The 12,959-nt window shown below is 58.9% G+C and carries 13 protein-coding genes; 7 read left to right on the top strand and 6 right to left on the bottom strand.

Annotated elements, in window-relative coordinates; all coding sequences use genetic code 11:
• Positions 1 to 84: 84 nt before the first annotated feature.
• The 6 genes from ACZ1HM_RS03785 to ACZ1HM_RS03760 form a co-directional block, all read right to left on the bottom strand.
• On the bottom strand, positions 85 to 834 hold the full coding sequence (locus ACZ1HM_RS03785; RefSeq protein ID WP_472741284.1) for an IclR family transcriptional regulator: 750 nt from the start codon (positions 832 to 834) through the stop codon (positions 85 to 87).
• A 78-nt stretch (positions 835 to 912) separates the two neighbouring features.
• Complete coding sequence (locus tag ACZ1HM_RS03780; RefSeq protein ID WP_472741282.1) at positions 913 to 3,012, bottom strand: oxidoreductase; 2,100 nt, start codon at positions 3,010 to 3,012, stop codon at positions 913 to 915.
• A gap of 5 nt (positions 3,013 to 3,017) precedes the next feature.
• On the bottom strand, positions 3,018 to 4,256 hold the full coding sequence (locus ACZ1HM_RS03775) for a Tm-1-like ATP-binding domain-containing protein (RefSeq protein ID WP_472741280.1): 1,239 nt from the start codon (positions 4,254 to 4,256) through the stop codon (positions 3,018 to 3,020).
• Between the two features lie 24 nt (positions 4,257 to 4,280).
• Positions 4,281 to 5,441 carry an aminomethyl transferase family protein gene (locus ACZ1HM_RS03770; protein WP_472741278.1) on the bottom strand — a complete coding sequence of 387 codons (1,161 nt, stop codon included), beginning with the start codon at positions 5,439 to 5,441 and terminating at the stop codon, positions 4,281 to 4,283.
• Positions 5,442 to 5,458: 17 nt separating this feature from the next.
• Complete coding sequence (locus ACZ1HM_RS03765; protein WP_472741276.1) at positions 5,459 to 6,745, bottom strand: FAD-dependent oxidoreductase; 1,287 nt, start codon at positions 6,743 to 6,745, stop codon at positions 5,459 to 5,461.
• 25 nt (positions 6,746 to 6,770) lie between these two features.
• A complete protein-coding gene (locus tag ACZ1HM_RS03760) occupies positions 6,771 to 7,076 on the bottom strand; it encodes a hypothetical protein (protein WP_472741274.1) in 306 nt (101 codons plus the stop codon).
• 52 nt (positions 7,077 to 7,128) lie between these two features.
• On the opposite strand from ACZ1HM_RS03760, the gene ACZ1HM_RS03755 reads away from it, so the two are divergent.
• The 7 genes from ACZ1HM_RS03755 to ACZ1HM_RS03725 all read left to right on the top strand — a co-directional run bounded on the left by ACZ1HM_RS03755 (position 7,129) and on the right by ACZ1HM_RS03725 (position 12,919).
• Positions 7,129 to 8,064 (top strand): tripartite tricarboxylate transporter substrate binding protein, encoded by a 936-nt coding sequence (locus ACZ1HM_RS03755; protein WP_472741271.1) that lies wholly within the window; start codon positions 7,129 to 7,131, stop codon positions 8,062 to 8,064.
• 75 nt (positions 8,065 to 8,139) lie between these two features.
• Complete coding sequence (locus tag ACZ1HM_RS03750; RefSeq protein WP_472741269.1) at positions 8,140 to 8,679, top strand: tripartite tricarboxylate transporter TctB family protein; 540 nt, start codon at positions 8,140 to 8,142, stop codon at positions 8,677 to 8,679.
• Between the two features lie 12 nt (positions 8,680 to 8,691).
• Positions 8,692 to 10,212, top strand: a complete 1,521-nt coding sequence (locus ACZ1HM_RS03745) for a tripartite tricarboxylate transporter permease (protein ID WP_472741267.1) — start codon at positions 8,692 to 8,694, stop codon at positions 10,210 to 10,212.
• A 95-nt stretch (positions 10,213 to 10,307) separates the two neighbouring features.
• Positions 10,308 to 11,621, top strand: a complete 1,314-nt coding sequence (locus ACZ1HM_RS03740) for an aspartate aminotransferase family protein (RefSeq protein WP_472741265.1) — start codon at positions 10,308 to 10,310, stop codon at positions 11,619 to 11,621.
• Between the two features lie 31 nt (positions 11,622 to 11,652).
• Positions 11,653 to 11,991 carry a phosphotransferase enzyme family protein gene (locus tag ACZ1HM_RS03735; RefSeq protein WP_472741263.1) on the top strand — a complete coding sequence of 113 codons (339 nt, stop codon included), beginning with the start codon at positions 11,653 to 11,655 and terminating at the stop codon, positions 11,989 to 11,991.
• Positions 11,949 to 12,563 (top strand): phosphotransferase, encoded by a 615-nt coding sequence (locus tag ACZ1HM_RS03730; protein ID WP_472741261.1) that lies wholly within the window; start codon positions 11,949 to 11,951, stop codon positions 12,561 to 12,563. The genes ACZ1HM_RS03735 and ACZ1HM_RS03730 overlap by 43 nt, the downstream gene beginning before the upstream one ends.
• Positions 12,564 to 12,652: 89 nt before the next feature.
• Positions 12,653 to 12,919, top strand: coding sequence for an acylphosphatase (locus ACZ1HM_RS03725; protein WP_472741259.1), 267 nt, complete (start codon positions 12,653 to 12,655; stop codon positions 12,917 to 12,919).
• Positions 12,920 to 12,959 lie beyond the last annotated feature (40 nt).

Below are 12,959 nucleotides of genomic sequence, written 5' to 3'. Positions count from 1 at the left end.
TTGTGGCGAAGGAGGAATTGAGTTGTAGTTGGAAAGATGAAGCGCAGGGCGCGTCATTGCGACTGCCTGCGCTGGCCGCTGATCTTAGGGGCCGAGGCCGGTCAGTGCGCGCTCCAGCTGATCGGCGGCTTTTCTCAGCAGCGGCAGCAAAGCGTCCCTGCGGGCATCGGTCAAATCGTTTTGCGGCAGGGCAAGTGCGATAGAGCCTTCGGGATCAGTGCCGTCTCCGAAAAAGGGCATCCCGATGCTGGAGACATCGCTTTCAAAGGTCTTGCGGGTTTGGGAATACCCTTGGGCTTTGAATTTGGCGATTTGCGCACGCAGCTCACTTTTTGAGGTGATGGTATCCTCAGTGATCCGCTCACGATCAAGCGCCAGGATCCTGTCGGTGGTTTCCTCACTGGCGAAAGCCAAGAACGCGAGGCCAGAGGCGGTGGCGTGATAGTAAAGCAGCTGCGAGGGCACGATGTTGATCACGTTGCCCCGGCGCGGCAGCCGGTGGGCAATGTTGATCATACCTTGATCGCCCGCGACACTCACATGCACCGTCTCATTCGCCTCTTCTACCAGCCAATTGCAGACCTCTTGCGCGGCCTTGGCGATGGGCACTGTCGCCTCTCGGATCCGCGCGAGGCGCAGAAAGCCGTGGCCAAGCCGGTATTTGCGGGTATCCTCGACCTGTTCGATAAAGCCATGTGTTGACAGGGCCACCAGCAACCTGCGGGTCGTCGCCTTGTCCAGCTCGGCCATTCGGGACAGCTCACTCAACCCAATTTCGGTGCGCTCCATCGAGAATTGGTCAAGGACTGCCAGCGCTTTGTTGACTGTCTTCATCGGCTGGTTTCACCATGGCTTGAACGGTCAGGGCATCCTAACATGCGAACCTGTGTTGTCTATAATGAACCGATTGCCTCATCGGCCTTTGGCGGTGCTTTGGGCCTTAGGCGGCGCGTCGAATAACACTGGGGTTTCGCGGCGGTAGATGCCTACAGTCGGCGCATCAGAGATCAACCTGCGCGCCTCGGCATGGCCCGAAAAGACCGCCGCCTGGATGATCCCCGGGGCCAGGCAATCTCCGATGCTGCTTACGGTGCCTTTGAGGCCGTCTGCGGATTTCAGGGAGGTGAGCAAGCTGTCGTTGGGGTGGCGGGCCCCGACGAAGATAAGGTGATTGGCGGGGACCGGCGGCAGCAATTGCCCGGTGTCAGAGCGCGCGATTTCCAACGCAGAACCGGTCCAGCGGGTTGCCGTGGTGTTGGGGTGCATCTCAACGCCCAAGGCCATCATTTCTTGCAAAACACGGGGGCTTTCCAGCGTGTATCCCATCCATTCTGCGATGGAGGGAAGCGGACAGACCAGATGAACCGCGTGCCCTTGCGCGGCCAAATGCGCGGCAATCACGTTGCCCATATAATAATGGTCATCGTCATAAACCACGATGGGCCCAGCAAGCGGCGCACCCGCCATCACATCATCGGGGGTCAATGCGGCACCTGCAAACCCAGGCAGGCTGTCAAAGCAGCTGGCCCCGGCCCCGTCATCGCGCCACCGCGCCCCGGTTGCGACAACGATGTTGTCCGCCTCAAAGCCCGCCACATCATCCACCCCGATATCGCTTTGGGCATAAAGTGCGACATTGCCCAGTTGCTGCAACTGGTACAGGCGATAATCCCGCACACGGCCCCAGGCAGACAGCCCTTTCAGTGCGCTCTCCTTCAACACGCGCCCCCCAAAATCAGCTTCTCTTTCAGCCAAGGTCACCTCATGGCCTGCGCGGGCCAGGGTAAGGGCGCATTCCAGCCCCGCAGGGCCTGAGCCGATGATCAACGTGCTGTCACGTCTTGGGGCCTGCGGGATGATCTCAGGATGCCAGCCGCGCCGCCATTCCTGGCTGATGGTGGGGTTTTGTGTGCACATCAACGGCACCGAATAGGCATCCGAGGACACACAGACATTGCATCCGATACATTCGCGAATGTCGTCGATCCGGCCTTCTTTGATCTTGTTGGGCAAGAAGGGATCAGCAATGGAGGGCCGAGAGGCGCCGATCAAATCAAACACACCCTTCCGCACCAGGCTGACCATCGCATCAGCCGAGGTATACCGCCCAACGCCGACAACGGGCTTGGAGGTTACCTGTTTGACGTAGCTGGTATATTTCTCCTGATGGCCTTCGCCATCAAAACGCGACGTGCCACTGTCGCGCGGCCAGGAGGCAACGTTCACATCCCACAGGTCGGGCACCTCGGCCAGTGTTTCAATGACCGCGCGGGCCTCATTGTCATAGGTCAGGGGGCTGCCGGATTTGAAATCATGGGCAGGGATCCGCACGGCCACCGCAACATCACCTGCGGCCTCTTCCATCGTGTCTTGCAGGACTTCGCGCAGCAGGCGCAGCCGGTTTTCAAACGACCCGCCATATTCATCGCTGCGCTTGTTGTAGGCGGGGTTCAGGAAATGCCAGACCAATGCGGCATCATGCGCGGCATAGACATACACAATGTCATAGCCCGCCTGTTTGGCCCGTTGCACGGCGCGGCGGTGGCTGTCGCGAAAGGCGCGGATGTCGTGTTTATCCATCGCTTTGGATTGAATGGGGTTTTGCGGCTTGAGAATTCTTTGGCTGGACGGGCCCAAAACCGGCGTGCCGGTATCCATGTTGCGGGCGCGGATGCCGGTATGGGCAATTTCAACGGCCGCAAGCGCCCCGTGCTGTTTGACCCGCTCCACCATCAGCGCGTGGGATTTGACGTCCGTTTCGTCCCAGAACCTCTCCATCGGCAGGTTGGAGATATCGGACGAGGGGTCAATCTCGGCCACCTGCATGGAGATCACGCCCCAGCCCCCTTCGGCCTTCATCGCGCGCATGGCGATAGAGCCGTTTGGCATCAGAGGGCTGTGGCCCGTGGCATGGGGGACCGCATAGAACCGGTTCGGCGCGGTGACTGGCCCGATCTGCACCGGTTCAAACAGCACATCATACCGGGGATCGCACGGCGGGTGGCCAGGCATGCTGCTCAGGCCTTCTGCTTGATCGTGCCGTCGGCGACCCAGGCATCGAAGATCTCAAGCGCCTTATCGGCAAAGGCGTCATCATTGATGTGACAGTCCAGTTCTGTGAACTGCAAAGGCTCGGTCATCTGCTGGCGCATCTCATCGCAAAACGCGGCAAAGGCCTCTGGGTCATGTGCCACATCGCCTTCGCGGTCCCATTCTTCAATGCCGTGATTGGTCAGGATCACATGGGCGGGCGTGTCAGAAGCCTTGAGCCGTTTGGCGATTTCCTGTGCTGTTTCACGACGTTCTTGGGCATTCAGGCCAGAGGATTTGATCAACCGGTTATGCGCATGAAACGGGCGGTCCTGATACTGCTGGGGGATGTCTTGCCAACCAGCAAAATCAATCAGGTCCAGACACCCCGGTGCCACGATTTGCGGGATGCCCGCGCGGCCTGCGTTCAGCATGCGGTCATCGCCACCATTCACCACGGAGCCGGCCAGCAGGTTACCCAATTCGGGCAAGGCAAAATCCATCACACAGGCAAAACCACCCTCGCGGGCGATGCTTTCATAGGCCATGCCGCCCATGCCCGTCGCGTGAAAAATCGCCACTTCGAACCCACGCGCTTCCAGCGCTGGCTTCAGCTTTTTCATGTACTTCAGGCAGGACGAGCCAAGTGATGTCATGCCAACCATGGGGCGTTCGTTGCGGGGCGGCTCAACCGCGCGGGCGGCCCCCAGCACGGCACCAGCAGCCTGGCTAAGCGATGATTTGCAGACAGAGTTTAGCCCATAAAGCCCCCCCGCCCAGAGGATCATCTGGATATCAGCCGATAGGCGTTGCGGCTCAATCAGCGGAGAGAAGGACACGGTTGAGACAACATATTTGGGCACCCCAAGCGGCAGCGCCTGACAGATATCAAGGGCCGCATCGGTGCCCATTGTACCGCCCAGCACGACCACGCCATCAAACCGCCCCTGATCAAAAAGCTGGCGTGCCAGGGTGCTGGCCCCCTTTGCCATGATCTGCATTGCGGTGTTTTCATCCCCGCTGTCGATGGCCGCGTGGATTGAGCTGCCGCCCGCTTGGGCCACATCATGTTTGGAGAAATCGGTGGGCTTTTCAGGATCGCCCAGCACCGAGATATCCATGCTTAACGCGCCCCCACCCATCGTGGTGATCCGCTCAACCATATATTCCAGTTCATCGTTCTTGGTGTCGTAGGTACCAACGACGAGGATTGTCTTATCCGTCACTTTCTTCTCCCTCAGTGTCTTGGGTCAGCTGCGCATGATGTCGCCTTTTGGGTCGTAGAATGGACCAAGCTGCACCTCTATTGGGTACATTTGTCCCGCGATTTGAACCGTAAAGCCACCATCCGCGATCCATGAACTGCTCACCCCGTCCTCGCGTTCAAGACTGGCCAGTCCGATCATCGCCTCCAGCCGGAACCCCCAGTCGCCTGAGGTGACATGGCCCACGATCGCGCCGTCTTTCCATATCGGCTCATTATGAATGAGGTAGGGTCCGGTTTGCGCGGTCAGATCTGGCACTTTGATGCAAACAGTCCGGTGGCGGTAGGCGGGGCCCTCTTCCGCCTTTTGCCGGGCCAGACGGTCTTTGCCCAGAAATTTCTCTGGCTTGTCCAGGTCAACGGCAAAGCCGAGCCCCGCCTCAAGTGGTGTGTCCTCTTCGCCGATATCGTGGCCAAAGTGCCGAAAGCCCTTCTCCAACCGGCAGGCATTCATCGCGAACATACCCATGTGGCGCAGGCCGTGCGGCTTGCCCGCAGCCAAAAGCGCGTCATAAACGCCGCCGCTGAATTCAGCAGGAACCATTATTTCAAAGCCAAGCGCGCCCAAAAAAGACCGGCGGATCACCCAGCCGCGGGCGTGTGCCACATCGATCTGACGCGCCGCGCCAAAGGGAAAGGCCGCGTCTGAGACATCATCCGTGCTGAGCGATTGCAAAATATCGCGCGCCCTGGGGCCATGAAGCGTCAGCAAGCCGTAAGCAGACGTCGCATCAAAGACCTCAAACCGCCAGGCGGGATCCGCGTGGGTTTTGATCCAGTGCAGGTCACGCATCTGGCTGGGGTGCCCCGTGACAATCATAAAGCTGTCGGTTGCCGTGCGGATCACCGTGACATCCGCCTCAATCCCGCCCTTGGCGTTCAAAAACTGCGTATAGACAGAGGTGCCAACAGCCACGTCCAACTGCGCGCCGCACAGGTGGTTGAGCGCGCGCAAGGCATCCCTACCCTGCACCAGGATCTTGCCGTACATGGATTGATCCAGGACTACCGCCGCATCCCGCGCCGCCAGGCATTCCTCCTGGATCTGTGCGGACCACGGTTTCCAACGCAGGGAGGCGGTTGTGGGCCAAACGGGGTTGGCTGGATCGAAATACATCGGGATTTCCCAACCGATCCGCTCTGCCATCACCGCGCCTGCAGCTTTCAGCGCTTGGTGCAACGGCAGGCGGCGCACCCCCGCGCTGAGCTTACCTGCCGCCCCGGCCAGGCCAACCCATAGTGAAACCCGACGCTTTCCGCCGCTCTTTCCTGATTGTAGCGCGTGTTGGCCTGAAACGGATGCGCCCGCACGGCCAAAAGCGGCCCCATCGCGCGGGAGGGCATACCATCGATCATCCATTCCGCCATGGTCAGCCCCGTGCCGCCCGAATTCAAAATCCCGTTCGAATTCATACCCGTCGCCAGAAAGACGCCCTCCACTTCGGGCGCTGGCCCCATATAGGGGCGGCCATCGGGCGTGAAGCTTTCTGGTCCGCAGAAAAACGTCTGGATGCCCATCCCTTCCAGCGACGGCATCCGCGCAAACATGCGCCTCAGATCGTCTTCGACATGGTCCATGTCAAAGGGCAGTTCATCAAACTCAAAATCGCCAGGAATGCCGTCTTGCCCCCACGCTTTGCCTTGCGCTTCGAACCCGCCGATCAAGATTTTGCCAGCATCTTCCTTCCAATAATTGCGCTCTTCGATGATGTTGAGGATTGGCTGATCTGAGGGCAGGCCCGGCACCGGCTCCGTCACGATATAGAAATGCTCAGCAGCATGCAGCGGCACCGTGATCCCGTGCGCTTTGCCAAAAAGATGTGACCACATCCCACCAGCCAGCAGGACCTTATCCGTTGCAATGACGCCTTTGTCGGTGACAACGCCTACGACCTTCCCGTCGCGGATCTCCAGCTTGTCCACCATTGTGTCTTCAAAAACTTGCGCGCCCTTCTGACGGGCGCCCTTGGACAAAGCGATGGTCACATCAAGCGGGTTGACCTGACCGTTGGAGGGCACAAAAAACCCAGACTGCACATCGTCAATCACCAATGCGGGCCAGTATTCTTTCACCTCTTCCGAGGTCAGCATCTGGCTGGGGATGCCCATCCGCGCGGCATGGTCATGCTGGCGCAAAAGCTGCTCATGGCGCACATCGCTAAGCGATATGTTGATGGTGCCGTTCTGTTTGTAACCGGTGCCCTGCCCGGTTTCCTCTTCCAGGTCCCGGAACAGTTTGGCGGTGTATTTCCCAAGCGCCGTCTGCGAGTTGCTGTCGCGCAATTGCCCCACGATGCCAGCGGCGTGCCAGGTGGTGCCACTGGCGATTTTGCGGCGTTCAACCAAAACCGCCGCCACACCCCGGTGGGCCAGATGGTAGAGCGTTGACATGCCAATGATGCCGCCCCCCACAATGACGACCGGCGCTGATTGAGGCAGCGGCTGGCTCATCCGCGCGCCCCCAAATTGGCGGCGTTCACAGCGGCCAAGTGGGCTCCTGACCGCGTTGCATCGCCGCAGCCGGACGGCAAAATGAACCGCTGAGCTGAAGCGCTGATTCGTGCACGGTGGTTTTTTGTGCTGTTATAGTGTGCGCATTTGCCAGAGGTGCCTGCCAAGTGATCGGCCCTATGGGGCGCATCCGAACCGCTGAAAAATGTATGTTTGACAGCATCTTCCACGGCTTTTGCGCCTCCCCTTTACGCAGAGCTCCTGATTTCAGGCCAAATTTTGTCTGATCAGGATCTTCCTCATCGTTGACAGAACTTGGTTTCTGGATCAATGTTTTTACACCGCCGGTGCTAATAGTGCACCGACCAATTGGGAGACAAGAAATGAAAAAGACACTGATCGCGGGCGTCGCGGCGATTGCAGCCATGATGCCGGGCATCGCAGCTGCGGAATATCCAGAAAAACCTGTGGAATTTGTTGTGCCATGGCCTCCGGGCGATGCAGAAGACGTGCTGACGCGGATGATCGCCGAGGATTTTCAGGAAAAATACGGCGTGCCAGCAGCGGTCGTGAACAAACCAGGTGGCGGTGGCGGACCGTTCCCCGGCGCGGTTGAAGTCGCAAATGCTCCTGCGGATGGCTACACGGTTGGCTCTTTCATTCTGGCGGTTCCGGTTGTTGGGCCAAACATCGGCATTCCTGAGCTGAACCCAAATCCGTTTGAGCCACTGGGGGCCTTCCTGACTTATCCCTTTGTGATCGTATCTGGCAAAGATGCGCCTTACACGACCGTGGACGAACTGGCCGCCCATGCGCAGGACAATGACGTTGTGCTGGGCCACTTTGGTGCCCCCCTGATCCCAACAAAAGTGACCTTTGCGCTGGCCAAGCAAAAAGGCTTTTCTTTCGCAGCCGATGCGGCCTTTGACCTGCTGGATTGCAATACGCTGGCCTCTGGCGACGTGGACGTGATGAACACAACCTTGCAGTTGGTTCTGCCCTGCCTGGACAACATCAATGTTCTGGCCTCCATCGGGGAAGAGCGGATTGGCCTGACGCCAGACACGCCAACCGTCGGTGAGCTGGATGACAGCCTGACGCTGTCTCTTTGGAACGGCCTGTTTGTGCACAAAGACACACCTGCCGACGTGCGCGAAAAGATCATCGCAGTCGCGCAAGAGACTATGGCCTCTGAGCGGGCACAAGAGTTCATGGCCCAGACCGGTGTGCTGGTTTACTGGCAAGGTGCTGATGAAACCACAGCCCGGATTGAAGCCGACATCGAAGCGTTGGCCAAAGTCAACGCAATGCTGGAATAAGATCCAACACAAACGCGCACGGCGGGCCACTATGCCCGCCGTGTGCGCATCTGGCTAAGCCACGGGGGTGGACGCATGATCAAAGCTCGGACGTTACAAGATCTGTTCAAGCGCTATCGCCGCCCTGGTGATCTTTTCTACAGCTGCATCTGCCTGGCCTTCAGCCTGTTTCTTGCGATCAATCTGCCGTCTGAAACGACCTGGGCCTCCAACACCAAGCTTTTTGCCCAGCCCGCGTTTTGGCCCTATGCCGCCGTTTACGCGATGATCGTTTTCTCCGGCCTGCATCTAATCTCCTCCTTACTGTCTGAAAAATTGGACGGGCGCTGGCAAGAGATCGGGTTCTGGCTGTTGTCTATCGAATATGCGGGATGGTTCATGATCTATGTGATCGCCGTGCCGCAATTGGGCTATTTGCCCACCACCGTTTTATTCGCGGTCCTTCTGTCCCTGCGCCTGGGCTATCGCGGCTTTAGGATGCTGGGATCCGCTGCCCTTTTTGGCGTGGTCGTTGTCGTGGTGTTCAAATCGCTTTTGCAGGTCAAAGTGCCCGGCGGGGCAATTTACGAATACCTGCCCACCGCGGCGCGTTCATTCTTTCTGACGTATTTCTAAAGGACCGGAGTGATGGATACCTTTCTTTCCGGTGTAGAGCTGCTGATGCGGTGGGACGTCGCACTTGCCCTGATGATCGGCTCCATTGGGGGCGTGATCATTGGCGCCATTCCGGGTGTGGGTGCGGCTGTTGCCATCGCGATTTTGCTGCCCGCGACCTTCTCACTCGACCCGATTGTCGGGTTGACGATGCTGCTCGGCATCTACGGCTCGTCGATGTATGGCGGGGCCTTGCCTGCGATCTTGATCAACACACCGGGCACAGCGGTCAATGCGCTGACAACCTATGACGGCTATCCGATGACCAAGCGAGGTCAGGCGCGACGCGCCTTAGCGCTGGCTTATTCCGCGTCGTTCTGGGGCGGTATGTTCGGCATCCTCTGCCTGATCTTTTTGTCCCCAGTCCTGGCGCTTATCGCGCCGCATTTTGGCAGCCGAGAGATTTTCCTGGCAGCTCTATTGGGCATCATACTGGTCGTGCTGGCGCACCGTGGTCAGGTCTTTGCCGCAGGCGGTTTGGCGGCTTTCGGCATTCTGCTTCACACCGTGGGGCTTGATATCAAATACAACCAGCGCATGACGTTTGAGCAAACCTGGCTGACCGGTGGTTTTGACCTTATCGTTGTTGTGCTGGGGCTGTTCGCGCTGAGCCAAGCGTTCCTGCTGCTCACCGAAAAAGACAGCGCGCCTGACCCCCAACCGGTCGAAGGGTCATTGGCCGCAGCAATGAAAGAGACGTGGCTCTATAAACGAGTGGCCACAGTTGCGGGCGGTTTTGGTGTCTTGATGGGCATGATCCCGGGCGTCGGGGAATTCACCGCGCAGTTCATGTCCTACACCTATGCCCGCCGTACCTCGGCCACGCCGGATGATTTTGGCGATGGCGCGCCGGAGGGGCTGATCGCGTCGGAAGCCGCCAACAACGCCGTCCCCGCCGCTGCCATGATCCCGTTGCTGGCTCTTGGCATCCCAGGCGAGGCTTTGACAGCCATGATGCTATCGGTCTTCTACGTACACAACGTCATACCGGGCCCACAGCTTTTTCAAAATCAACTCGACTTCGTCTATGCGCTTTATGTGGCGATGATCCTGCTGAACATCATCGTTATTGTGTTTTTGATCTTCTCAACCAACCTGCTGACAAAGATCATCCAGATCCCCACCCGCTTCTTGGGCATGGTGATCCTCACGCTCAGCTTCGTGGGCGTCTACTCGCTGCGCAACTCTGTGACCGATTGTGCGATCGCTGCCGCTTTTGGGGTGATGGGGCTGGTGCTGAAGCGGCTTAATCTGCCGATTGTGCCCATTATCCTGGGGATGGTCCTGGGCGGCATCATGGAGGTCAAACTGCGCTCTGCCATGATCCGCGTAAAGACCCCCTTGGATTTTGTGGACCGGCCCATTGCGGCGATACTGGCCGCTTTGATCGTGCTGGTGATCTTGATGCACATCCGCACCCTGCGCAAAGAGCATTTGGCCCGGCTGACAGAAGGTGACATTGACCACGACATGCACGACACACAGCAAAGATAAAAGCATGGGCCGCGAGGAAACGCGCGCTTTCCAGCCTGCCCTTGCAAGCCCCGCATTTGACGCACCCCAAGACCCTTCTGGATGAAAGACGCCCCATGACTGACGCCACACCACGCCCCACCACCGCGGACCTTCTTGATGCGCGGGCGCGTCTTTTGGGCCCGCAGGTCAGCACGTTTTATGAAGAGCCTGTGCACCTTGTGAAAGGGGACGGGGTTTGGGTCTGGGACGCGGAAGGGCGCAAGTACCTTGATTGCTATAACAACGTCCCACACGTTGGCCATTGCCACCCAAAAGTGGTGGCCGCGATTGCCGAACAAGCCGCCACTCTGAACACCCACACCCGTTACCTGCACGAGGGCATCATCCGGTATGTGGACAAGCTGACGGCTACCTTTGACGCCCCACTGAAAACCGCCATCATGACCTGCACAGGATCTGAGGCGAACGACATTGCCCTGCGCATGGCCGAGGCGGTGACAGGCAAGCGCGGCGTGATCGCGACCGATCACACCTATCACGGCAACACGACCGTTGTGTCCCAGCTGTCCATGACCAACCGCCCCGGCACCGGGGATGCCAGCAACGTCCGTCACGTGCCTGCGCCAGACAGTTACCGCCCGCTTGGAGGCGAAGCCGGTGCCGCCCACGCCCAGGCCTTTGCTGAGGCGGTTCAACGCCAGATCGACGATCTGGGGGCAAGCGGGCATGGATTTTCCGCGCTGATCATCTGCCCCTATTTTGCCAATGAAGGCTTCCCTGATTTGCACAGCGGGTTTCTGGACCCAACCGCCGAGGTGGTTCGCCGTGCGGGCGGGCTGATCATCGCTGACGAAGTTCAGCCCGGTTTTGGCCGGATCGGCAGCCATATGTGGGGCCACCAGCGCATGGGGTTGACGCCCGATGTGGTGACGCTTGGCAAACCGATGGGCAACGGCCATCCCGTGGCGGGGGTTGTGACCTCCATGGAGGTGATGACAGCCTTTCGCACCTCTTTTCGCTATTTTAACACCTTTGGCGGCAATCCCGTGTCTTGCGCCGCTGCCGAAGCGGTGCTCGATGTCCTTCAAGACGAGGGGCTGATGGCACGGGCCGACGATGCGGGTGCCTATGCAAGGGGCCGGCTGCAAGAGCTTGCCACCCGGCACGCCTGTATTGGCGATGTGCGCGGATCGGGGCTGTTCTTTGGGGCTGAGATGGTGCTGGATCATCAGACCAAAGCCCCCGCCACCGCCTTTACCAAACGGGTGGCCAATGAGATGCGGCAAGAAGGTGTGCTGATCAACTTTCTTGGCATCCACTACAACGTGCTGAAAATTCGCCCCCCCATGCCCTTCACCCGCGAAAACGCCGATCTGCTAATCGACACGCTTGATCGCGTCCTGGCCCGCGTGCCGCTACAGCCATGATAGAGGCCACCGCGCAAAAGGCACTTGCCCGATGGGGCATGTCGGGGCGGCGCCGCAGCTTGTAGCCCAGCGCGAGAATATCGTTTTCCGGGTCACGTATAACGACCAGCCTTATGCCTTACGCCTGCACCGCCCTGGGTATCAGACGGCTCGGATGATGCAGTCAGAACTCGACTGGATCGCGCATCTTGCCACCGAAGGCCTGATCGTACCCCAGCCTATACGGGCCGAGGATGGGACACATTTGCAGGCTGTTGGGGATTACCACGTGGACCTGCTGAGCTGGCTAGGCGGCACGCCGATGGGTGCGACGGGCGCCCCCTGGCATTGGCCGACCGCACCGGCACCTTTCACCGCTTGGGCAACCTGATGGCCAGGATGCACCAGATCTCTGACGCATGGCAGCGTCCCGCAGGATTTGAGCGCAAACATTGGGATATCGAAGGGCTGTTGGGCGACACCCCGTTATGGGACAGGTTTTGGGACAACCCCGGTCTTTCGACCCGGCAGCGCACACAGGTTCTTCACGCACGCGATCAGCTTAGATCTGAGCTGACGGGGGCCGATCTGGACTTTGGCCTTATTCATGCGGACATGGTGCGTGAGAATGTGATGATCGACGGGCAGACATTGGGCCTGATCGACTTTGACGACAGTGGCTTTGGCTACCGGCTGTTCGATGTGGCCACGACGCTTTTCAAAAACCGAAATGAAGCTGATTATGCCGATCTGGAAGCGGCCTTTTGCGACGGCTATCAAGGTCTGCGGCCCCTCAACACATCGTTTTTGCCGCAGTTTATGCTGATCCGTGCGTTGACCTATTTGGGCTGGATCATCACACGCATGTCAGAACCTGGTGCAGACGCACGGCAAGCGCGCTTTATGCAGGCCGCAATGCCCTTGGTGACAAATTATCTTGAGGGCAAAGGCGCGGTAGCCTAGCTGGTTGAGGATCCACCTGTGCCCCGCACCCTGCACAGTGACCCGATCCGGCTTGCAACTCACCGCTGACCTGCCGCAGACTGTGCACCGTGTCCGATCCTTTGCCCTCAAACCACATCCAAGAGCTGACCATTAAAGGAGAGCTGCAAAGCGCCTCTTTCCTACCGTGGGTTGAACGGCACAGCTGCCGCTTGGGTTTGGACTGTGAAACGCTCTATGCCGATGCAAACAAAGCGATTTTCAAAGTCAGTGGGCAAGAAGACCTGATCGACGCCTTTGAGGTTGGGTGCCTGCTGGGCCCCTTCGATGTGTGGGTCGAAACAATCAGCCGCGCGCCCGCCTTATCCGATGTTTGATTGCTTTTTCAGCACGATGATGAAAAACTAATCACCGGAT

It is taken from the genome of Sulfitobacter sp. GN1-4 (assembly GCF_055693825.1).
This window is presented reverse-complemented; position numbering and strand designations above follow the sequence as displayed.

Excerpts from the sequence above, each read along its gene's own strand:
- ACZ1HM_RS03785 (WP_472741284.1), bottom strand. The coding sequence starts at position 834 with ATGAAGACAGTCAACAAAGCGCTGGCAGTCCTTGACCAATTCTCGATG.
- ACZ1HM_RS03780 (WP_472741282.1), bottom strand. The coding sequence starts at position 3,012 with ATGCCTGGCCACCCGCCGTGCGATCCCCGGTATGATGTGCTGTTTGAA.
- ACZ1HM_RS03770 (WP_472741278.1), bottom strand. The coding sequence starts at position 5,441 with ATGGCAGAGCGGATCGGTTGGGAAATCCCGATGTATTTCGATCCAGCC.
- ACZ1HM_RS03765 (WP_472741276.1), bottom strand. The coding sequence starts at position 6,745 with ATGAGCCAGCCGCTGCCTCAATCAGCGCCGGTCGTCATTGTGGGGGGC.
- ACZ1HM_RS03755 (WP_472741271.1), top strand. The coding sequence starts at position 7,129 with ATGAAAAAGACACTGATCGCGGGCGTCGCGGCGATTGCAGCCATGATG.
- ACZ1HM_RS03750 (WP_472741269.1), top strand. The coding sequence starts at position 8,140 with ATGATCAAAGCTCGGACGTTACAAGATCTGTTCAAGCGCTATCGCCGC.
- ACZ1HM_RS03745 (WP_472741267.1), top strand. The coding sequence starts at position 8,692 with ATGGATACCTTTCTTTCCGGTGTAGAGCTGCTGATGCGGTGGGACGTC.
- ACZ1HM_RS03740 (WP_472741265.1), top strand. The coding sequence starts at position 10,308 with ATGACTGACGCCACACCACGCCCCACCACCGCGGACCTTCTTGATGCG.
- ACZ1HM_RS03735 (WP_472741263.1), top strand. The coding sequence starts at position 11,653 with ATGGGGCATGTCGGGGCGGCGCCGCAGCTTGTAGCCCAGCGCGAGAAT.